A 21,921-nucleotide genomic window follows, 5' to 3' on the forward strand; every position below is an offset into this window, starting at 1 on the left:
TCGGTCCGATAAGCACCCGAAGAGATGACGGCGGCCGTCACGAGCGTCGCGCCGAGCGGGGCCCGCCGCCGCCCCCCCCCCCCGCGGCCACCCCGGGGCCCCCCGCCGCGCCCGGGGAGGGCGCGGTGACCGGGTGGCGCGAGCTGGCCGCCGTCACGCTCGCTTCGTGAACGTGGCGCGCGCCCACAGGTAGCCGCCGAGGGCGATCCCGACGCACCACGCGACGGCGGTGGTCGCCACGGCGGGGTCCGGCGCGCCGGCCAGGAGGCCGCGCAGCGTCTCGATGACCGGCGTGAACGGTTGGTGCTCGGCGAACTCCCGCAGGCCGGGCCCCATCTTCTCGGCCGGCACGATGGCGCTGCTGAAGAACGGCAGCATGACCAGCGGCACGGACGCGAGGCCCGCCGTCTCCGGCGTCTTCGCCGCCAGCCCCAGGGCCACGGTGAGCCAGCCGGTCGCGAAGCCGAGCAGCACGACCACGCCCACCACGCCGAGCCAGTCGAGCGGGCCCGCGGCCGGGCTGAGCCCCAGCAGGAACGCCACCCCGACCAGCGCCGCCACGGCGACCAGGTTCGTCAGCACGCTCGCGACGACGTGACCGGTCAGCACCGCGCCGCGCGAGACGTCCATGACCTTGAAGCGGTTGATGATGCCCTTGGTCATGTCCGAGTTCACCGCCGTGGCGGCGGCGCCGAGGCCGTAGCAGACGGCCAGCAGCACCAGACCCGGTGTCGCGTAGTCGATGTAGTCGACGCCGACGTCGAACGCGTCGCCCATCATGTAGACGAACATCAGCATGACGATGATCGGCATCAGGACCGCGTTGAAGACCGAGGTCGGGTTCCGGACGAGGTGCCGGACGTTGCGGCGCAGCATCACCGCCGAGTGGGATCGGGCGCTCATCGCGCGACCACCTCCGTGTCGTGGCCCGTCAGGGCGAGGAAGACGTCGTCGAGGTCCGGCGTGTGGACGGTCAGCTCCTCGGCCGGGAGCGAGTACTCGTCCAGCCGGTCGAGCAGGCCCCGCAGCGACCCGGTGCCGCCGTCGCCGGGGACGCGCAGGACCAGCGCCTCGTCGTCGCGGGTGGCGCCGGGGAGGACCCGCGCGGCCGCGTCGAGCCCGGCGGCGGTGGCGAACCGCAGCCGGACGTGCGTGCCGGGGACGCGCCGCTTCAGCTCGTCGGGCGTGCCCTCGGCGACCACGCGGCCCCGGTCGAGGACCGCGACGCGGTCGGCGAGCTGGTCGGCCTCCTCCAGGTACTGGGTGGTGAGGAAGATCGTCGCGCCGTCGGCCACCAGCTCGCGGATGATCGTCCACATCGTGCGGCGGCTGCGCGGGTCCAGCCCCGTCGTCGGCTCGTCCAGGAAGATGATCCGCGGGCCGCCGACCAGGGTCATCGCCAGGTCGAGCTTGCGGCGCATGCCGCCGGAGTAGGTCGACACGGGCTTGCGCGCCGCGTCCGCCAGGTCGAACCGCTCCAGCAGCTCGCCGACGACCCGCCGGTCGGCCCCGCGCCGGAGGTCGACCATCAGCCGGAGGTTCTCCCGGCCGGTCAGCAGCTCGTCCACCGCCGCGAACTGGCCGGTGACCCCGATGGCCCGGCGGACCGCCTCGGCCTCGGTCCCGACGTCGTGCCCGGCGACCCGCACCGTCCCGCCGTCCGCCGCCGCCAGGGTGGTCAACACGTTGACCGTCGTCGTCTTGCCCGCGCCGTTGGGGCCGAGCAGGGAGAAGACCGACCCCGCGGGGACGTCCAGGTCGATGCCGTCGAGCACCACCTTGTCCCCGTACGCCTTCCGCAACCCCGAAACCGCTATCGCCGAACTCGTCATGGGACCACTGTCGGCGGCGGGCCCGCCACGCCCCTGACACGCTCCTGACACGGGCGCTGACACGGGTGGCGGGCCGGCGGGCGGGGCGCTCGGCGGCCGGTCGGGCGGTCGGTCGGTCGGTCCGGAGGGCACGCCCAAGCGGGCGCGGTCGGGCAAGCACGGCCGGGCAAACGCGGCCGGGCAGGCGCGCTCGGGCAAACGCGATCGAGCCGACGCGGCCCGGCAAGAGCGACCGGGCAAGAGCGATGGAGCCGCCGCCGCCCGGCAAGAGCGACCGGGCAAGAGCGATTGGGCCGATGCGGCCCGGCAAGCGCGGCCCGGCAAGCGCGGCCGGGCGGGCACGGCCCGGCGGACGCGGCCCGGCAAGCGCGGTCGGACAGGTGCGGCCGGGCGGGCGTTGGCGATCGAGCCCGGACGCGCGCCCGGGGGGGGGGGCGGCGGGGGGGCCCCGCGCCCCGCGCGCGAGACGGCGCGCCCCCGCCAACGGCGCGGCGCGAGGGGGGCGCGTGGGGCGTGGGGGCATCCCCCCGGCGCGCGCGCCGGCCGGGTGCCGCTGGGGCGACACCGGGCCGGCTACTGCGTGCTCTCGGTCAGGCGACCGGGTTTCAGCCGAAGTTCACGTCACTGCACCACATGTAGGCCTGGTCCAGGTGCGAGGCCTGCCAGATCGTGAAGACCACGTGGTGACCACGGTACGAGCCGTTGGTGTTGACGGTGAAGTTGATGTCCTTGGCCGGGGCGAAGCGACCGGTCGTGGTGACCAGGTCGAGGTTGCCCCACCCGAGGGTCTGGGTCTTCGGGTCGAACCCGTTCTTGCTGATGTAGACCCGGAAGAAGTCGGCACCGTGGCTCGCCTGGTCGTACAGGTGCATGTTGAAGCTGGCGCCGACGTTGGTGGTCCGCCAGTTGCCCGGCTTGTTCAGCGAGGCGTTGCGCGACAGGTTGTTGCTGCACAGGGTGCCGTTGGGCGTCGCGCCCTGGAAGTTGCCACCCAGGCCGTCCCGCAGCGCGCTCATCCAGTTCCACATGGTGTCGGCGTTGGCCTGGAAGGCCTGCCAGCACATGGGGTCCTGCTGCTGCATGGCCGGGTTGGTGTGCTGGCTGCCCCAGGACTGCCAACACTGGTAGGCGCGGGTCGCGGGACCCACGATGGTGCCGTGCGCCGACGCCGTCGGAGTCCAGAGGAACATGCTTGCGAACAGACCGAGGGCCAGCGCGATTGCGCCCCGGCGCTTCATTGCGGACCCGGAGCTGCTGCGCATACGCATGGAAGGGCCTCCACTCTTCGGATGGTTGAGCGGCGGTGTTTCGCTGGGAGCGCTCCCAGAGCGGTCCTGAGCCTATCTGTCACTGAGCGAAACTTCAACGAAACTTTGGGTAATGGTTGCGCGCGGTTCCGCGCCGCGACGGACAGTGACCACGTAACCGGCCGTTGACCTGCGCTTACGCATCGATGTCACGACTCGGGAAAAATCCGGGGTCGGGTCCGCCCCGCGCGAACCCGACCCGTTCGACTAGCCCGAACGCCCCAACGGCACCGGCTCCGTCCGCACCCGTGCCGACGCGTCCGTCTCGCCGGCTCACGCCCCGACGGGCGCGGGCTCGGGCTCCTCGGCGGCCGCCGGGCGGGTCCGGCGCAGCGCGACCATGCCGACCACCGCGAACACCACGACGACCGCCGCGCCGACCACGGACACCGTGTGCAGGCCGGACGAGAAGGCGTCGCGCGCGGTCGCCAGCACGTCGTCCGCCAGCGGGGCCGGGAGCGACGCCGCGGCGCGCTGCGCGCCGGCGATGCCGTCGGTCACCAGGGCGGCGGCCTCGGCGGGCACCTGCGCGGGGATCTCGACCCGGTCGCGGTAGACGGCCGTGCCGAGGCTGCCGAACACCGCGATCCCCATGGCGATGCCGAACTCGCCGCTGGTCTCCGACATCGCCGACGCCGCGCCGGCCTTCGCCGGCGGCACCGACCCCACCACCATCTCCGTGCACAGCACGCCCTGCGGCCCCATCCCGAAGCCCGCGACGGACAGCCCGACCACGACGAACCCGATCCCGCCGACCGCGTCGGCCCGCGTGAACAGCAGGATCCCCGCCGCCGCGACCAGCATCCCGAACCCGAGCACGAACTCCGGCCGGAACCGCCGCGCCAGCCGCGGCGCGAGCAGCGACCCGACGACCACCGCGCCCGCCTGCGGCGCCAGCCACAGCCCGGCCCGCGCCGGCGACAGCCCGGCGACCAGCTGGAGGTACTGGCTCACCAGCAGGAACACCCCGCCCATGGTCAACGCGCCGACGAGCATGATGCTCAACGCCGCGCCGAACGCCGGCACCCGGAACAGCCGCAGGTCCAGCACCGGGTCGGCCAGACCGCGCTGCCGGCGCACGAACACCGCGCCGACCGCCACGCCCGCGACGAGCACGACCGCGTTGACCGCCGACACGCCGTCCTTCGCCGTCTCCTTGAGCGCGTAGACGATCGGCAGGATCGCGCCCAGCGACAGCGCCACGCTCGCCGGGTCGAGCCGCCCGGCGCCGCGGTCGCGGTACTCCGGGAGCAGCTTCGGCGCGGTGGCCAGCAGCAGCACCATGACCGGCACGGCAAGCAGGAACACCGAGCCCCAGCGGAAGTGCTCCAGCAGCACGCCGCCGACCACCGGACCGATCACCATGCCGCCCATGAAGCAGCTCATCCACACCGCGATCGCCGTGCCGCGCTGCCTCGGGTCGCGGAACATGTTGCCGATCAGCGCCAGCGTGGACGGCATGAGCGTCGCCCCGGCGATCCCCAGCACGGCCCGCGCGGCGATCAGCATCTCCGGGCTGGTGCTGAACGCCGCCACGACCGACGCCGCGCCGAAGGCCGCGCCACCGGTCATGAGCAGCTTCCGCCGGCCGATCCGGTCGCCGAGGGTCCCCATGGTGACCAGGAACCCCGCGATCATGAAGCCGTAGACGTCGATGATCCACAGCAGTTGGGTGCCGGTCGGCCGCAGGTCGGCGGCCAGGTGCGGCACCGCCAGGTGCAGCACGCTCATGTCCAGCGACAGCAGCAGCGTCGGCAGCGCCAGCACCGCGAGCCCCGACCACTCGCGTCGTCCTGCCCTCATCGTCGTCTCCCGAGGTCCTCGATCGTGTCCGTCACCTTCTCCTCGAACGGCGACGGCCCGGATCGACACCTCGCGGGAAAAATCCCGGGATTTCCGCCCCGAGGGGTCGGATCAGGGCCGGCGCGGCGGCCGGATCGGGGCGTTCACCAGCTCCCGGACCGAGTGGCGGACGTGGAGGCGGATCGGCTCGTCCGGCTCCGCCCCGCCCCGGTCGGCGACCGCCAGCGCCCGGTCGAGCCACGGCGGCAGGCCGGCTTCGAGGACGTCGCAGCGCGCCAGCCGGGGCGAGTACCGGAACGCGGTGACGAACAGGTCGTCGGCGACTTCGACCGACAGGTGGTGCCACGGCGACCGCCGCGGCGGCGACGCGCTGATCGCGAACCCCCGGGCGAGGTCGGCCAGCAGGCCGGCGGTCGCCCCGGTCAGGTCCGCCGACTCGTGCGTCGTGGTGAAGGCGTAGCGGTCGGTGATCTGCGGGCCGGACGCGAGGTAGTCGCCCAGCTCCGCCGTCATGGGGGCCCGGGCGACGTCGGCCGCCCGGTCCCACTCCGAGTGCCGGACGCACAACCGCCGCTCGTCCTCCGGCGAGGGCTCCCGTTCGCCGATGTCCCGCACGGTCTCACCGCGGTACACGCCGACGAACCGCAGCACGTCGTCGTAGTCCACCAGCACCGTGAACCAGGGGGCGAACCCGAAGCCCTCGCCGCCGAACGACGCGCTGAAGGAGTCCACCGAGGACAGCTTGGCCAGGGCGATCCGCCGCAGCGTGACCGGAAGGGGCCGCAGCCGGGGCGGGTCGTCCACCCGGAAGCCCGGGTACCCCGTCCGGTCCGCGTCGTCGTCACCCGTCACCACTCGTCCACCCCCTCCGTCGCACTAGAAATCATCCACGTTGCCGATGTACTCGCCCGAGCGGGAGTCCTCGCCCTTGCGGACGCCGTAGACGTTGCCCGCGCGGTCCACGTACAGGTCGTACTGCGCGCCGTGCTCGCCGAACACCTCGTACTTCTCCTTGTGCGGGTCGATGCCGTGGCGCTTGAACCACTTGTCGTCCCGCTTCTTCGGCACGCCCACCGGCTCGGGCGTGCCGTCCGACCGCTTCTCGTAGCCGGAGTCGCCGTCGAACATCCCGCCCAGGCTCTGCTGGAACTGCGCGCCGCCACCGAGGACCAGGCCACCGCCGACGGCCACGCCGGAGAGGCCGAGCGCCCCGGCCGCGAGCCCCGGCGGGCACAGCACCCCCGTGCCGCACGACACGGGCGCGAGCACCAGCGGGGCGCTCAGCGACACGAGGCCCGCGCCGCCGACGACCGCTCCCGCGCCGAACAGCATGCCGCCGATGTCGTCGGTGTGCGCGTCCAGGTAGTGCTCGACGTCGGACAACGCCTTGTCGGCTTCGAACACGAGGTCGTCGCCCGCGTCGCACGCGCTCTGGAGCCAGTCCCAGCACCCGCCGCCGGTCAGCCACGTCGGCGACCGCAGCGACGCGGACACGTTCTGGACGACCGACCCGTTCTGCTCCAGCAGGTTCGCGTAGACCGCCGCGTACGCGTCGTTCACGTCGTCCACCGGGTTCGCGAAGTCGCCGGCCACCTGGGACGGGAGGTTCGGCGAGGACGACACCGGCGGGGTGCTGTCGGTGCCGTAGAGCGGCTGGGTCAGCGCCTCGGGCACGGGCAGCGGGTTGGCGCGGCCGAACTCCCTGGCCCGCTCGCGGGCGATGTCGGTCGGGCTCGGGCCGTTGCCCTTGCCGTTGCCCCTGCCGGTGCCGGAGTTCCTGCCGTTCGAGGGATCGCCCTTGCCGAAACCGGTGCCCTGGCCGGTGTGGTCGCCCTTGCCGCCGTCGCGCTCCGTGGGCGGCGGCGGGGTCGAGGAGTCCGACCCGCCACCGCAGAGGACGGGGAACAGGCCGCAGAACAGGTCGTCGAGGTTGTCGAACCAGCCGTCGCCGAAGTCGCCGTCCGGCCGGGGCCCGCACAGGCACCAGTCGTCCGGCAGGTGGCCGCTCGGGTCGGAGTGGTCCAGCGGCGAGCCGAGGCCGTAGGCGTAGCGGTTGGCCATGCCGGACGGCGTGCCGGGCAGCGGGTAGTCGTCGCGCGACGCGAAGCCGCCGCTGCCGGGGTCGTACCACCGGGCCGTCATGTTGACCCGCCCGGTGTCCGGGTCGGTCCAGTCGCCCTGGAAGCCGATGGACCGCTCGACCCCCGTCGTCCCCACCACGCGGCCGAACGGGTCGAACGTCGCCGTGTCCGCGGGCGCGGTCAGGTCGCCGGCCGGGTCCAGGGTCGCGGTGAGGTCGCCGTGCGCGTCGGTCACGGCCAGGCGTGCGACGCCGTCGCGGCCGAGCGCGAGCAGCTGGTCGCCCGCGCCGCGCGAGTACGTGGAGGAGCCGTCCGCGACCAGCTCGTTGGACCGGCCGCCGTAGGTGAGGACCTGGCCGTCGCGGGTGGCGACGCGGTCCAGGCCGTCGTAGGCGTAGGTCCGCGCGCCGTCCTTCGTCATGCGGTCGAAGGCGTCGAAGGCGACGTCGTCGCCGGCCCTCGTGCCGCGGGCGGTGTGGGCGACGGCCCGCCCGCCCTCGGTGAGCAGGCGGTTGCGCTCGTCGTAGGTGGAGACCTGGTCGCCCGCTCGCGTGCGGTTGCCCGCCGCGTCCCACTCGTAGGCGACCGTGCCCGCGGGCGAGGTCCACGACGTGAGCCGGTCCGCGTGGTCGTAGCCGTAGGTGTTGGCCCCGGCCGGGGTGGTCTTGGCGGTCAGCCTGTTCTTCTTGTCGTAGCCGTAGGTGGTCCGGCCGCCGGCGACGGTGTCGGACGCGAGCCGGCCCGCGTCGTCGTAGCCGAAGACCCGTTCCCGGCCGCCGCCGTAGCCGACCTTCTCCAGCTGGCCCGCGGCGTTGTAGCCGTAGGTCTGCGTCAGGCCGGTCAGGCCGTCGGTGACGGTGGCGGGACGTCCCCTGTCGTACGTCGTCACGGTGGTGCCGGACGCGTCGGTGCGGGAGGTCGGGTTGCCGTCGGCGTCGTACTGGCGGGTCGACGCGCCGGCGGGGCCGGTCGCGCCGATCAGCGAGCCGCGGTCGTTGTAGGTGTAGGTGTTCTCGCCGCCCACGCCCTGCACGCCGACCAGGCGGTCGAGCACGTCGTAGCGGAACACGCGGTCGGTGGTGGACGCCTTCGCGCCCGCGCCGGTCTCCCGGGTCAGCCTGCCCAGCGCGTCGAACTCGCGCGTCCGGGTGACACCGCCGGGCAAGCGCAGGCCGACCGCGTCACCGGCCGCGTTGTACGTCGTGGTCCACGTGCGGTCCGCGGCGTCCGGGTGGGCCGCCGTGGCGGGCTCCACCTCGGACTCCGGCAGCCCCAGCGCGTTCACGGCGTAGGCGGTGGTGTGGCCGCGGCCGTCGGTGAACCGGGTCACGTGGCCCGCCGCGTCGTACCCGAACGTCGTGGTCGTGCTCTGCCCGTCGGCGACGGGCTCGACCTGGCGGACGAGGCGGCCCAGCGCGTCGTAGGCGTAGGTGGTCCGCTTGTCCAGCGGGTCGGTGGCGGTGGTGAGGTTGCCGTCGGCGTCGTAGCCGAACGTGGCGCGGCCGATCAGCGCGCCGCTCGCGCCGAGCCGCCGGGCGGACGTGAGCCTGCCCGCGGTGTCGTAGCCCGCCCGCGACGTGCGACCGAGCGCGTCGGAGGCGCGGACGAGCCGTCCGCCGAGGTCGTAGCCGTAGTGCGTGGTCACGCCCGCCGCCGAGGTCGCGCGGACCACCTGGCCCACGGCGTCGTGCTCGAACGTCCTGGTGTTGCCGCCCGGAGAGGTGATCCGGGTGACGCGGCCCGCGTCGTCGTACTCGTAGCCGGTGGTCAGCGTGGTGGCCGGGTAGCGCTCCAGCACGGTGGCGGTGGTCATCCGGCCGAAGCCGTCGTAGGTGGACTCGGTGCGCCCGCCCGAGGGGTCCGAGGCGGACAGCACCTCGCCGGCGCGGGTGTAGGTGTAGCGCCAGGAGCCGGCGGGCTCGGTCGGCGCGTCGGGCCTCGGCACCGTCTCCTCGACCAGCCGGCCGAGCTGGTCGTAGCGGTAGTCGACGACCGCCCCGCGGGCGTCGGTGGTGCGGACGACGTTGCCCAGCGCGTCGTAGGCCGTCTCGTCGGTGGCGGTGACCGGCGTGGTCCGGCCCGGCGGGGTGTAGGCGGGTCCGTGCGCGCGGACCACGCGGCCCAGGCGGTCGACCTCGAACCGGGTGACCGAGCCGTTCGCGTCGCGTTCGCCGGTGACCTGCCCGAACGCGTTGTAGCCGGTCCTGGTCTCCGGCCGGGTGACCGCGGGCGCGCCGCCGCCGGACTCCACCTCGACCGGGGGGAGCCGGACGACGGCCGGCCGGCCGGCCGCGTCGTAGGCGTAGGACGTCGTGTGCGCGGCCGGGTCGGCCCCGGGCTCGTTGCCGCGGGGCGGGGTCACGGACGTGACCAGGCCGCGCTGGTCGTAGCCGAACGTCGTGACCAGGGACGTGGTGCCGAGGCGGGTGGCCTCGGCGGTGCGGCGGCCCGCCGGGTCGTAGGTGTAGTCGACCACCTCGGCCGCGCTCGCGACGCCGCCGGTGTTGGACTCGTCGCCGGTCCGGGTGACGCGCTTGACGTTGCCGTTGCGGTCGTAGTCCACGACCGTGCGCCGCTTGAGCCCGGCGGGGTCGTCGGTGGCGGCGGTGCGGCGGCCCACCGCGTCGTGCTCGTAGGTGGTCACCCGGCCGCCGGCCAGCACCTGCTCGGTGAGGTTGCCCGCGGCGTCGTAGGTGTTGCGCTCGACCTCGACCTGCGGCTTCGTGCCGCCGGCCGGGGCGTAGCCGAGGAACTTCCGGGACCGCAGCAGGTCGTCGTCGTAGTACTCGCGGACCTCGGTGCGCCGCATCGCGTCGGTGCTGCGCACCAGCCTGCCCGCGCCGTCGTAGGAGTGGGTCGCGAGCACCAGGTAGCCGTGCGGCATCGGCGGCGCGCCCTCGGGGTCGCCCTGCCAGCCGCGCAGGCGGACCTCGGAGAGTGCGTTGCGGGCGGTGTACGCGAACTCGTAGCGCACGCCGTTGGCGTTGACGGTCCAGGTGCGGTTGCCGAAGGCGTCGTAGCCGTGGCTGGTCTCACCGCCCAGCGGGTCGGTGACGCGCTCGGGCCGGCCGTGCCGGTCGTAGGAGGTGGTGACGACGCGCGGCTCGTCGCCGCCGGTCAGGTCGCTGGTCTCGACCCGGACCCGGCGTCCGTCGGCGTCGTACTCCACGTCGGTGCGCACGGTGTGGGTGACGCCGGTGATCGCGTCGACCGTCGGCGGCTCGGTCACGCGGACCGGGCGCGACCGGGTGTCGTAGGCGTAAGCGGTGGTCAGGCCCTGCGGGTGGGAGTCGGAGAAGACCGTGGTGGTGAGCCGGCGGCCCAGGGCGTCGTAGGTGTGCACGGTCCGCAGGCCGGCGGGCGTCCGCACCTCGGCCAGGTCGCCGGTCCGGTAGTAGGAGTACCGGGTCTCGCCGCCCTCGGCGTCGCGGCTGAGCTTCACCAGGCCCGCGGGCTGGTTGCCGCCCGCGAACCCGGGCTCGTTGCCGTCGGTGTAGGCGTGGGTGACCACGCCGCCGTCGGGGGTGGTCTGCGACAGCAGGTTGCCGCGCGTGTCGTAGGCGTAGGAGGTGCGGTAGCGGTTGTCGGTCGGGCCGGACGAGCGGGCGTCGCGGTGCTCCAGCAGCCGGTCGTTGCGCGGGTCGGTCGCGTCGGCCGGGTTCACGTGGTAGCCGTAGCGCGCGGTCTGGCAGTTGGAGATGCCGCGGCAGGTGGTGCGCGCCGTGACGTTGCCGCGCTCGTCGTGCGCCAGCACGACCTGCCGGCCGGTCTCGTCGGTGACGGTGGTCCGGAAGCCGGACTCGTCATAGCCGAACGTGCGCACGCCCTGGAACTCGACGTCGACGAACCCGCCGCCGCCCCCGATCGGCACGTCGCAGAAGCTGCCGCCGGGCACCGGCGCGCACGTGGTGGGCGTCGTGGTGGGCGCGTCCGGGTCGGGCGGCGTGTCCTCGGCGCGGGTCGAGACGCCCAGCGGGGAGAGCTGCCGCAGCACGCGCCCGCGCAGCGGGTCGAAGTCGTAGAAGTGGTTGCGGTTCGCCGGGTCGGTCACCCGGACGGTGCGGACCAGGTTGACGCCTTCGCCGGTGATGACCGGGGTGCCGAACCTCCAGGTGCCGCCGTCGCCGTCGAGGTACTCGGTCACGCGGTCCTGCACGGTGTCGTAGCGCAGTCGGGCCGCGACGCGCCCGGTGGGCAGGGTGACCTCGGCGACCTGGTCGGCGGCGGCGCGGGCGGCGTGGTGCGCCCCGACCTGGTTCGCGCCGAGCGGGTGGGCGTAGACGGCGACCTCGTCCACGTCGCCCTCGAAGAACCACGTCCGCCGGTCGCCCCACGCGGGCCAGTCCACCGCCGGGTTGACCGAGATGCCCGCCCCGACCTGGCCGTGCGCCAGGACCTCGTTGTCCACCACGCCGGCGAGCTCGCCCACCTTCACGCCGTCCACGAACAGCGCCTGCGAGGCCACCGAGGCCGACAGCACCACGTGGTGCCACCGGCCGTCGTTGACCGCCGACCCCGTGGTGATCGGCGGCGACTGGGCGGCGCCGTCGGTCCGGAACCGGCCGCGCAGCCGGCCGTCCGTCCCGACGTACAGGACGGGCGCGGTGGCGGTCTGGCCGGTCTGGTCGAACGGCTTGTCCTGGAACGCCAGCAGCGGACCGGACTTCGTGGTCCGGAACCACAGTTCCACGGCGGCGTTGCGGTTCTTGCCGATCGCGTGGTCGGGCAGGGTGAGGCGGGACCCGACCCCGTCGAAGCCCGCGGCCGCGTCGGCGGACCCGGCGAGCGCGCCGGGACGCCCCCGCTGCACGGCGACGTACGTGCCGAAGTCCTTGGCGAGGTTGACGCCGACCTGGCTCGCGGCCTTGTCGCCGGTGTCGCCCAGCGGCCAGTACGACTCGGGCCTGCTGTCGAGCACGGCGCTGCGGTAGTGCGAGCCGGTCGTGTGCCCGTAGGTGGCGCACCCGTCCTCCGGGTCGCACACCCGGGTGAGCTTGTCGCCGTCGTAGGTGTAGCGCCAGGTCGGCGTCACGCCGTCGACCGGGTTGGTGGCGACGGCGGTGACGTGCGCGCCGGTCCAGGTGAAGGTCAGGTGGCGGCCGGTGAGCGGGCTGCGGGCCTGGCTCAGCCGGCCCGCGGTGTCGTAGGTCAGCTCGACCGCGCGCAGGGCGTTGTCGGTGACGCGGGCGAGCCTGCCGTCGGCGCGGAAGTAGTAGCCGGTGGCGTTCTTGTCGACCAGCGTCCAGCCGCGGTCGGCGTTGCGGAACAGCGTGGCGAACCGGCCGGGCGGCGGGGCGTAGGTGCCGTCGCCGTGGTGGCCGAAGCGGACCTGCCCGCCGTCCGGGTAGGTGATCACCACGTTGCCCGTGCCGTCCTGGTCCTCGACGGCGCGCATGTCGAACTGGGTGGTCCACCCGGCGCCGAAGAGCAGGTCGCGGCGCGGGTCGAGGCTGTTGTAGGTCCGGGTGACGGTCAGCGGCGGCCCGGTCGTGCCCACCGAGGCGTCGATGGCGCTGGTGCGGTAGTTGGCGACCTGGGCGTCCACGTCGCCCGCCTTGCCGCTGTACGGGGAGTTGCCGAGGTGCGCGGTGATCTCCGGCTGCGGCACGGCGGTCAGCAGCGCGCTGCCCTGCACCGGCGCGCTCTCCGCGCCGCCCGAGTCCTTGACGTAGGCGTTCCACAGGTAGGTCTTGCTCCACCGCAGCGCGCCGGCGGGGACCGTCCACGACGGATCGTCGTGGTAGCCGGAGTCGGTGCACGAGGACGGGTTCGCCTTGTCGCACACCACGAACCGGTGCTGGAGCCCCGCGCCGCCGTTGTCGACGTCCAGGCCGTTGGCCCACAACGTCGGGGTGAGCGTGGGCGCGGAGTAGCCGTTGGGCGGGTACTGGGCGCGCAGCACCGGCGGCACGTTCTTCATCTCCAGCACCAGCACCGCGGGTGGCACCTGCTCGTCCACGAAGTACGCGTGGCCCTTGCGGTGCATGCTGAACTCGAAGGTGTACCGGCCCCAGTCGGCGGGCGGGGTGATCGCCGCCTCCAGCGACACCGACTGCCCGCGCCCGACGTCGTGCGGCAGCGCGGCGGAGTCGTCGACCTGCACCATGGGCGCGCCGTTGGCCGAGAACTGGCGGTAGGACAGCACGTACTCGCCGGGCGTCCACGTCGTCGCGCCGTTGTTGGTGACCGTGATGGCGACCTTGCCGGGTTGCCCGCCCTTGAGCAGCGCGGGCTGCGGCACCGGCCGGTCGATGCGGTACGCGGCGTCGTACGGGGAGTGCGTGATGAACAGGCGCGGCTTGTTCGCCGTGCCGTGGCCGTAGAACTTCTTCCACCCGTACTGGTCGCTCTCCGACGCGCGCACGGTCAGGCCGTAGTTGGCCTCCTGCCCGTTCACCCACCGCTGCACCAGGTCCCGGCCCGCCGCGCCGAGCGGGATGGCGGCGGTGGCCTGCGGGCAGTTCGACCACGTGGCGCCGGGCGCGATGTAGCCGTACGCGAACGAGGCGTTGTTCAGCTCGCCGCCGTAGGCGGGGCCGGGGAACGTGTGCCCGCTGCCGGCCGTCCACGGCACGGTCACGGGGTGCACCGTCACCGGGCGGGCGTTGCACGAGTACGAGTGGAAGTTGGTCAGGGCCAGCGACGCGCCGAAGACCTTGTGGTTGCGGAGGCTGTTCTCGATGCCGGGGAACGACAGGTAGCTCGCGGCGTGGATGGTCACGCCGCCGTCGCGGACCGTGCCGACGCGCAACTCCTGCCCGGCGGCGTTGCCGAAGTTCTGGTTGTCGCTCTGCCGCTGCACGTACATGCTCGCGGGCGACTCGGCCGTGGTCACGGTCGGGTCGACCAGGACCGGGTAGCGGCGCGCCGGGTCGGCCAGCCACGCGTCGTCCAGGCGCACCCGCAGCACGTCGCCGACCAGCTCGTAGCGCACGCCCGCGGAGTACGCGGGACCCGCCGGCCCGTCGTGCGAGTCCTCCATGTGCCCGGACGGGATCAGCGCGCGCCGCCGCCCTTCGGCGTCGACCAGCTCGATGCCCGCGTCCACCGCCTTGGCCGTGACCCCGTCGAGGTGCAGCGGGAAGGTGAAGCTGCGCGGGGTGGCCGCGGACCGCAGGACCAGGGTCTCCTTGACCGCGCCCGGTCGGAGGTCGAGCCGCAGGTCCACGTCGGGCCGCACGGACGGGTAGGTGACCCGGGACGCCTCGGCCACACCGGTGCGGCCGGCGGCCCCCGCGAGCGAGAACCCGAAGCCGAGGCCGTCGCCCAACGCCATCCGCACCAGCGGCGCGGCGTCGGCGGTGCGCGCCAGCCGCACGTCCACGCCGTCGGAGGCGTTGCGCCACCCCTCGTCGCCGACCGGCACCGCGGTCGGGTCGACCGGCGCCCACGACCCGTCGGGCGCGCGGTGGTGCAACGGGTCCTGGCTCACCTCGGTGGTTTCCGTGCCGTCGGCGTTGGCGTAGGTGCGCGACCGGTCCGTGCGGCGGTCGACCAGCTCGCGGCTGACGCCCTCCTCGAAGCCGCGGACCTCGCGGGGCGCGGCGTCGGCGACGCGCGCGTCGTTGGACTGCGGCCCGGGTTCGGGCTGTCCCCCGATCGGCGGGAACTGCGCCTGCAGCGACACCGGCTCGGCCTTGTTCACCGCCTGCCCGTCGACCGCGCCGGGGTCGTCGCCCCACTGCTGCGCCGGTCCGTGGCCCGGCAGCGCGGCGACCTCCGACCGCTGGCGTTGTTCGACGAACACGACCGCCAGGGCCGTGCCCACGGCGCCGATGACGAGCGCGGCCACGAGGGCCAGGACGACGCCGCGACGGGACGCGCGCAGAGCAGCAAGACGTGGTCTCACCACGTGATCCTTCCCCCCGGACTACCCTGCCGACCCCGCGGACCGGCGGTGAACCGCGATCAGCATGGGCGCGCTTTCCGTTGCCCGGCAAGCTTTCGTCCCGCGGCGGGACAAAAGCTTGTGCCCGACGCGCGCACGCCGCATGCTCCGGCGCGGCAGCGACCCGGCTGCCCGGTCTCCTTGGGGGAGCGATGCGACACAGACCCGCGCGCCGGTTCGGCGGGCACTTCGCCGCCGTGCTGGCGCTGGCGGCCGCGGCGGGCGCCACGTCCGCCGTCACCTCACCGGCCACCGCGGCGGCCGAGGACGCGATCCAGTGCGCCGCGAGCGCGTCCGTCTTCACCGCCGTCCCGGACGGCAGGCTCTTCCTGTGGCACCACGACGAACCCGAGACCGGCGCGCCGAGCTGGCGCGCCGGGTCGGAGCTGGGGACCGGCTGGGGCTCCGCCACCTGGGGCGGGCCGGACGGGCGGATCTACACCATCAGCGAGACCGGCGAGCTGCACCGGCGCCGGTGGCAGGGCACGTCGTGGGAGGGCGGCGGGCCCGGCGCCTACACCGTGATCGGGACCGGGTTCGCCACGTACCGCACCCCGGCGTACCGCCCGAGGTTCACCGTGGACTCGCTCGGGCACTTCTACTACATCGACACCGGCGGCTTCCTGCGGTGGCGGGCCTACAACGAGACCACCGGCACGTCGGCCACCGCGATCCTCGACGCCGGGTGGAACGGCTACGACATGATCACCGCCGCGGGCAACGGGGTGATCTACGCGCGCTCCACCTCCGGGTTCCTCTACCGCTACGAGTACCACCACGGGTCGCAACGCCTGTCCGGCTCGACCATGGTGGGCAGCGGCGACTGGGGCGGGTTCACCAAGGTGTTCTCGCCCGGCGGTGACGTGCTGTACGCCGTGCGGCCCACGGGCCAGATGCTGTGGTACCGCTACAACCCGTCGACGCAGTCGCTGGTCGCCGGGTCGGGGCGCGAGGTCGCCAGTGGCGGCTGGGGCACCGACCCGGCCACCGTCGCCACCACCGACGCGTGCCGGTGGACCGCGGCGAACGACCCGCAACGCCCGTTCGTGCCGGTGGACCGGACCGCCGGGGCGGCGCTGGCCAAGACCTCCAACGGCTACCTGCAGTACGGGTACGTCGACAACGAGGGCCGGCTGGTGCACGGCGAGATCCGCGACCTGTACAACGTCGACCCCAACGGTTTCGCCGCGTTCCCGGGGTACGCGGGGTTCACCGGCAAGCCGTCGTACGCGGAGAACCAGGACGGGCAGCTCCGGCTCTACGCCCACGGCACGGACTCCGACACGCGCGGCGCGTTGCAGAGCGCGCCGGGCACGTGGACCGACATCGTGGACTTCCGGGGCCGCATGCGCACCGACCCGCAACTGGTGCGCACCGCCAACGACCTGGTGACGTTCGTGGCGCTGGACGCCAACGGCTACATCTGGACCCGGCCGCAGCGGGTGGTCAACGGCTCCATCCACGCGTGGCGCCGCAACACCTACCAGCGGCCGCTGCCGGTGGCGCCCGCCGGACCGCTGGCCGCCGTCGCGACGGGCACCACGATCCGGCTCACCGCGCTCGGCGTCGACGGCGTGAACTACACCTACTCCATCGCCGCCGAGCCGGTGGTGACCGCGATGGTCCCGCCGTCGCCGTGGGAGTCGCTCGGCAACCCGGCGGGCAGCCTGGCGGCGGCCGTGACCATGCCGAACGGCGACGTGCTGCGGTTCGTGCGCGGCGACGACGGCCAGGTCTGGACGAGGCGGACGGGCGCGGCCGCGTGGACCGTGCTGCCGGCCGCGCCGCTGCCGGGGATGGCCGCGGCGGGCGCGCCGAGCGCGATCATGGCGCCGAACGGCACGGTGCAGGTGGTCGTGCGCGGCACGGACGGCTTCGTCTACCGCACCGGGCAGGCCAACCCCGGCAGCGCCACCTGGCTGCCGTGGTCCGAGGTCACGCACTACGAGCACGAAACCGCGTCCGACCCGACGCTGTCCCTGGCGGCCGACACGTGGGTGATCCTCTGCCCCACCCCGGGGGGCGCCCCGAGGGGGCGCGTGTGGGTGCGGGTTCACCCGCCCGGGGGGGGGGGGGGGGGCTATTTGTTGGAGGTGCCGGTGACGGTCCGGCAGTGACGGTGCGAGGGGTGGCGGGGAACGCCCGCCACCCCTCGCCCGGCAGCGTCCACAAGCGACGGTCCACGGGGGCGGGGCGGCTCCGGCCACCGCGTCGCCCGGCGTGCCGGACACCGGTCGGGTCCGTGGTCCGTCAACAGAGGCGAACAGAACCGATCGTTGAAGTGTGTTCGGCCGAAGTCTCGCCCCGTTCCTCCCCCGATCGGCCCCACCAGCCGATACCGGGTCGTTCCCGCGCCGGATCACGACCACTTCGGGCTTGACAGCCGGTGTGGTTCAGGACACATTATGGGCCGCTCTGTTGGGTCTTGTGTTCGGTCGTGTGCCACTCGGAGGAGCGACATGACAAGGTTCGACACACCGGCGTCCTTCCCGCTCCCGGGCCGGCGCACCCTGCTGAAGGCGATCGCCGCCGGCGCGGGCCTCGCCGTCCTCCCCGGCCTCTCCGCGTGCGGCGGGTCGGGAGGCGGGGCCGCGACCGACACCGTCACGTTCGGCAACAACCTCTCCGACCAGGTGCCGAAGGACGCCATCACGGCGGCGCTGCGGTCGTTCGAGGCGGAGTCCGGCCTCAAGGTCGCGATCAACACCAAGCAGCACGAGCAGTACCAGGAGCAGATCAACAACTACCTCCAGGGCAAGCCGGACGACGTGCTGGCCTGGTTCGCGGGCTACCGGATGCGGTTCTTCGCCGGCAAGGGGCTCACCGGCGACCTGTCCGACGTGTGGTCGAAGGTCGGCGGCGGCTACTCCGGCGCGCTCAAGGAGGCGTCCACCGGCTCGGACGGCAAGCAGTACCTCATCCCGTTCACCCAGTACCCGTGGGGCGTCTTCTACCGCAGGAGCGTATGGCAGCAGCGCGGGTACGAGGTGCCCGGGACCCTGGACGAGCTGGTCGCCCTGGCCACCCGGATGAAGGCCGACGGCCTGGTGCCCATCGCGTTCGCGCAGAAGCAGGGCTGGCCCGGCATGGGCACGTTCGACCAGCTGAACTTCCGCCTCAACGGCTACCGGTTCCACGTCGACCTGATGGCAGGCAAGGAGGACTGGCAGGGCACGAAGGTGCGCGAGGTGTTCGACACCTGGAAGCGGCTGCTGCCGTTCCACCAGGAGAACGCGCTGGGCCGGGAGTGGCAGGAGGCCGCGCAGACCCTCCAGCAGGGCAAGGCGGGCATGGTGCTGCTCGGCTCGTTCGTCGCGCAGCAGTTCACCGGTCCCGAGCGGGACGACCTCGACTTCTTCCCCTACCCCGAGATCAACCCGGAGCACGGCCAGGACACGGTCGAGGCGCCGATCGACGGCTACCTCATGGCGCGCAAGCCCGCCAACGAGGCCGGCGCCAAGAGGCTGCTGGAGTACCTGTCGACGCCCGCCGCGCAGCTGGCGTACCTCAAGGCCGACCCGACGGCGGTCGCCACCTCCTCCGACGCCGACACGTCGGGCTACACCGCGTTGCAGCGCAAGGCGGCGCAGGTGATCAAGGACGCCGCGCACATCACGCAGTTCCTCGACCGCGACACCGACCCGCGCTTCGCCAGCGACGCGGCCACCAACGGGCTCAACGCGTTCATCCAGAACCCGGACGACCTCGACTCGATCCTCAAGGGCATGGCCGACCAGGCGAAGACGATCTTCACGGGGTGACCGCCGTGACCCAGGTGCGCGACCAGCCTCCCCGCCGCGCCGACCCCGGCCGGCCCCCTCCTCCCCCGCCGGCCCGCCGACCCCGGCGTCGCGCGACCGCGCTCGCGCCGCGCGACAAGCTCGTGCTCGGCCTCATGCTCGGCGTCCCGTCCCTGGTGCACCTCCTGTTCGTCTGGGTGCCCGCGCTCGGCTCGGTCGCCCTGTCGTTCAGCTCGTGGGACGGCATCGGCGGGTTCGCCGACATCGAGTGGGTCGGCTTCCGGAACTACGTCGACATCCTCACCCGGTACCCCCGGTTCTGGCCCGCGCTGCGGCACAACGTGGTCTGGCTGCTGTTCCTGCTCGTCGTGCCGACCGTCGCCGGGCTGCTGCTGGCCGTGCTGCTGGACCGCCGGCTGCGGTTCGGGCGGCTGTACCAGAGCGTGCTGTACCTGCCGATGGTGCTGTCGCTCGCCCTGGTCGGGTTCATCTGGCAGCTCGTCTACCAGCCGGAGCAGGGGCTGCTGAACCACCTGCTCGGCACGGCGTCCACCGACCCGGTGAACTGGCTGGGCGACCCGGACGTCAACCTGTACGCGGTGCTCGTCGCCGCCGGCTGGCGGCACACCGGGTACATCATGCTGCTGTACCTGGCGGGGCTGAAGGCGGTGGACCCGTCGTTGCGCGAAGCCGCCGCGCTGGACGGCGCGACCGCGTGGCAGACGTTCTTCCGGGTCACGTTCCCCGTCCTCAAGCCGGTCAACGTGGTCGTGCTCGTGGTGACCGTGATCGAAGGGCTGCGGGCGTTCGACATCGTGTACGTGATCAACAAGGGCCGCAACGGGCTGGAGCTGCTGTCCGTGCTCGTGACCGACAACATCATCGGCGAGTCGAGCCGGATCGGGTGGGGCTCCGCGCTCGCCGTGGTGCTGCTGCTCATCTCGCTCGGGTTCATCGTCACCTACCTGTTCCAGGTGTTCCGGGAGGAGGAGCGGGCATGACTTCGCGACCCGGGCGCATCGCCCTGCACGTGTTCCTGGCGCTGACCTGCCTGATGACGCTCGCGCCGCTGCTGTGGGCGCTCTACGCGTCCCTGCGCACCTACGACGACACCGCCCGCAACGGCTACTTCTCGTGGGCGGAGAGCCTGACCCTGGACAACTTCGCCAACGCCTGGACCCGGGCCGACCTGCCGCACTACTTCCTCAACACGCTGCTGGTGACCGTGCCCGCGCTGGTCCTGGTGCTGCTGCTCAGCTCCATGGTCGCCTACGGCGTCTCGCGGTTCAGCCTGCGGTTCAACCTCGCGCTGCTCATGCTGTTCACCGCGGGCAACCTGCTGCCGCAGCAGGTGATCGTCACCCCGCTGTACCGGATGTTCCTCCTGGTCGAGGTGCCCGAGTGGGTGTCGGGCTCCGGACTGCTGCTGGACTCCCGGCTCGGGCTGGTGCTGATCCACGTGGCGTTCCAGTCCGGGTTCTGCGTGTTCGTGCTGAGCAACTACATGAAGACCATCCCGCACGAGCTGGGCGAGGCGGCCCGGGTCGACGGCGCGGGCGTGTTCCGGCAGTACTGGCAGGTGATCCTCCCGCTGTGCCGCCCGGCCCTGGCCGCGTTGGCGACGCTCGAGTTCACCTGGATCTACAACGACTTCCTGTGGGCGCTGGTGCTGATCCAGACCGGCGACAAGATGCCGGTCACGTCGGCGCTGCAGAACCTCAAGGGCACGTTCTTCACCGACAACAACCTCGTGGCGGCGGGGTCGCTGCTGGTGGCGCTGCCGACGCTGGTCGTCTTCTTCGTGCTGCAACGGCAGTTCGTCGACGGGCTCACCCTCGGCTCCACGAAGGGCTGACACACGTCGGCCCCCGAGGCTTCCGAACGGGCGATGCGCGGGCTCGCGGCCGGCCGTCACCGTGCCGACGAGGACTTCCGCTCGTCACCCCGGAGGAGAACCGTGCAGCTCCGACGTGCTTCACCCGGCGCGCTGCCGGCCGCGGCGGGCGTCGTCGCCCCGGCCGGCCCGGCCGCCGCCGCGCCGGCCCGGGACCCCGGCCAGTCCACCGACATCATCTTCAACGGGAGCAACGCGACCCCGAACCCGGTGACCGTCGCCAACGTCACCCTCGACGACGTCCCCTGCACGTCCTGACCGGGCGGACCACCGGGCGCAGGCGGAGCACCGCCCCCGTCGAGCCGGACGGTCCGCGGGGGACGTCACCCGGCGGCGACGGCCGCGAGGCGGCGGCGCGGGGGCACCAGGTTGCCGCGCCGCCGGGCCAGCCACAGGAACGCGGCCGTCACCACCACGCCCGCCAGCACCGAGTACGCGCTCGCCTCCGGCCCGAACCCGCCGCCGCCGAGCAGCAGCGGGCCGGACGTCACGCCGTCCAGCAGCCCCTTCGGCGCGTCCGTGCCGGAGACGCTGGCGCCGAAGATGCCGCCCTGGGCGAAGTTCCAGCCGAAGTGCACGCCGATGGGCACCCACAGGGTGCGCGTCGCGGCGTAGGCGGCGGCCAGCATGAACCCGGCCTCCACGGCGATGGCGGTCGCGCTCCACAGCGTCGCGTGGTCGTTGAACAGGTGCGCCGCGCCGAACAGCGCCCCGGTGAGCAGGAGCGACGCCCACGTGCCGAGGCGCGGTTCGATGACGCGGAACAGGACGCCGCGGAACATCAGCTCCTCCACGACGACGGCGGCGGCGGTGAACCCGAGCAACGCCACCGCGCCCGCCGGCGAACCCCAGCCGAGCACCTCGTAGCCGCCCAGGAAGGCGATGTTCGCGATGACGGCGGCGAACATGCCGACGCCGATCAGCAGCCCGCGCCCGAACGCCGGGGCCGCTCCGCCGACCGCCACCTCGACCGGTGTCCGCCGCTCGGTCCGCCGCACCACCCACGCGTACGCCCACAGCGACAGCGCCGCCACGGCGAAGCCGGCCACCAGCGTGGCGGGCACGTTCCACCGCATCGCGGCGACGATCGCACTGCCGCCGAAAGCGACCAGCGCGACCACTCCGAGCTGGATCAACAGTCGCATGACCATTCCTTCACGAGATCCTTCGCGGCCCCGTGCGCCGCGGTGACACCGGCAACGCTAGGGATCGGCGGGCCCGGAATCGTCACCACGCGGTGGACACTCGCGTGTAGCTCGCTCGGGGGACAAACCCGCCGGCGGCCCGGGGACCGGGGCCGGGCACGCCGGCCGGGAGCGGATGGTCCGCGGCGTCGAGCAGCACCACCTGGTCGGGTGACATCGTCGGAGGAGCGC

General features: G+C 73.4%; 12 protein-coding genes. 5 read left to right on the forward strand and 7 right to left on the reverse strand.

Annotated features, from left to right (window positions below):
• Positions 1-153: 153 nt before the first annotated feature.
• From ACFXGA_RS16715 to ACFXGA_RS16740, 6 genes are all read right to left on the reverse strand, one after another.
• On the reverse strand, positions 154-903 hold the full coding sequence (locus ACFXGA_RS16715) for an ABC transporter permease (RefSeq protein WP_378088681.1): 750 nt from the start codon (positions 901-903) through the stop codon (positions 154-156).
• Positions 900-1,832, reverse strand: coding sequence for an ATP-binding cassette domain-containing protein (locus ACFXGA_RS16720; protein WP_378088683.1), 933 nt, complete (start codon positions 1,830-1,832; stop codon positions 900-902). The genes ACFXGA_RS16715 and ACFXGA_RS16720 overlap by 4 nt, the downstream gene beginning before the upstream one ends.
• 605 nt (positions 1,833-2,437) lie before the next feature.
• Positions 2,438-3,100, reverse strand: a complete 663-nt coding sequence (locus ACFXGA_RS16725) for a lytic polysaccharide monooxygenase (RefSeq protein WP_378088685.1) — start codon at positions 3,098-3,100, stop codon at positions 2,438-2,440.
• A gap of 312 nt (positions 3,101-3,412) precedes the next feature.
• Positions 3,413-4,942 carry an MFS transporter gene (locus ACFXGA_RS16730; RefSeq protein WP_378088687.1) on the reverse strand — a complete coding sequence of 510 codons (1,530 nt, stop codon included), beginning with the start codon at positions 4,940-4,942 and terminating at the stop codon, positions 3,413-3,415.
• A 111-nt stretch (positions 4,943-5,053) separates the two neighbouring features.
• Positions 5,054-5,794, reverse strand: a complete 741-nt coding sequence (locus ACFXGA_RS16735; RefSeq protein WP_378088689.1) for a hypothetical protein — start codon at positions 5,792-5,794, stop codon at positions 5,054-5,056.
• A 24-nt stretch (positions 5,795-5,818) separates the two neighbouring features.
• The gene (locus tag ACFXGA_RS16740) at positions 5,819-14,872 is read right to left on the reverse strand and encodes a DNRLRE domain-containing protein (protein WP_378088691.1); all 9,054 of its coding nucleotides are present in this window, start codon (positions 14,870-14,872) and stop codon (positions 5,819-5,821) included.
• Between the two features lie 191 nt (positions 14,873-15,063).
• Here ACFXGA_RS16740 and ACFXGA_RS16745 point away from each other — a divergent pair, with 191 nt between their 5' ends.
• From ACFXGA_RS16745 to ACFXGA_RS16765, 5 genes are all read left to right on the forward strand, one after another.
• Positions 15,064-17,028, forward strand: coding sequence for a tachylectin-related carbohydrate-binding protein (locus ACFXGA_RS16745; protein WP_378088693.1), 1,965 nt, complete (start codon positions 15,064-15,066; stop codon positions 17,026-17,028).
• A gap of 342 nt (positions 17,029-17,370) precedes the next feature.
• On the forward strand, positions 17,371-18,672 hold the full coding sequence (locus tag ACFXGA_RS16750) for an ABC transporter substrate-binding protein (protein ID WP_378088695.1): 1,302 nt from the start codon (positions 17,371-17,373) through the stop codon (positions 18,670-18,672).
• Positions 18,669-19,652 (forward strand): carbohydrate ABC transporter permease, encoded by a 984-nt coding sequence (locus tag ACFXGA_RS16755; protein ID WP_378088697.1) that lies wholly within the window; start codon positions 18,669-18,671, stop codon positions 19,650-19,652. The genes ACFXGA_RS16750 and ACFXGA_RS16755 overlap by 4 nt, the downstream gene beginning before the upstream one ends.
• Positions 19,649-20,506: a carbohydrate ABC transporter permease gene (locus ACFXGA_RS16760; protein WP_378088699.1), complete on the forward strand. Its 858-nt coding sequence runs from the start codon at positions 19,649-19,651 to the stop codon at positions 20,504-20,506. The genes ACFXGA_RS16755 and ACFXGA_RS16760 overlap by 4 nt, the downstream gene beginning before the upstream one ends.
• 102 nt (positions 20,507-20,608) lie before the next feature.
• Positions 20,609-20,803: a hypothetical protein gene (locus ACFXGA_RS16765; RefSeq protein WP_378088701.1), complete on the forward strand. Its 195-nt coding sequence runs from the start codon at positions 20,609-20,611 to the stop codon at positions 20,801-20,803.
• Between the two features lie 65 nt (positions 20,804-20,868).
• On the opposite strand, the gene ACFXGA_RS16770 is transcribed toward ACFXGA_RS16765, so the two are convergent.
• A complete protein-coding gene (locus ACFXGA_RS16770) occupies positions 20,869-21,690 on the reverse strand; it encodes a CPBP family intramembrane glutamic endopeptidase (protein WP_378088703.1) in 822 nt (273 codons plus the stop codon).
• Between the last annotated feature and the right edge of the window lie 231 nt (positions 21,691-21,921).

Origin of the sequence: Actinosynnema sp. NPDC059335 (assembly GCF_042752395.1) — a bacterium.
Lineage (GTDB): Bacteria > Actinomycetota > Actinomycetes > Mycobacteriales > Pseudonocardiaceae > Actinosynnema.

Excerpts from the sequence above, each read along its gene's own strand:
- ACFXGA_RS16770 (WP_378088703.1), bottom strand. The coding sequence starts at position 21,690 with ATGCGACTGTTGATCCAGCTCGGAGTGGTCGCGCTGGTCGCTTTCGGC.
- ACFXGA_RS16720 (WP_378088683.1), bottom strand. The coding sequence starts at position 1,832 with ATGACGAGTTCGGCGATAGCGGTTTCGGGGTTGCGGAAGGCGTACGGG.
- ACFXGA_RS16745 (WP_378088693.1), top strand. The coding sequence starts at position 15,064 with ATGCGACACAGACCCGCGCGCCGGTTCGGCGGGCACTTCGCCGCCGTG.
- ACFXGA_RS16730 (WP_378088687.1), bottom strand. The coding sequence starts at position 4,942 with ATGAGGGCAGGACGACGCGAGTGGTCGGGGCTCGCGGTGCTGGCGCTG.
- ACFXGA_RS16760 (WP_378088699.1), top strand. The coding sequence starts at position 19,649 with ATGACTTCGCGACCCGGGCGCATCGCCCTGCACGTGTTCCTGGCGCTG.
- ACFXGA_RS16750 (WP_378088695.1), top strand. The coding sequence starts at position 17,371 with ATGACAAGGTTCGACACACCGGCGTCCTTCCCGCTCCCGGGCCGGCGC.
- ACFXGA_RS16725 (WP_378088685.1), bottom strand. The coding sequence starts at position 3,100 with ATGCGTATGCGCAGCAGCTCCGGGTCCGCAATGAAGCGCCGGGGCGCA.
- ACFXGA_RS16715 (WP_378088681.1), bottom strand. The coding sequence starts at position 903 with ATGAGCGCCCGATCCCACTCGGCGGTGATGCTGCGCCGCAACGTCCGG.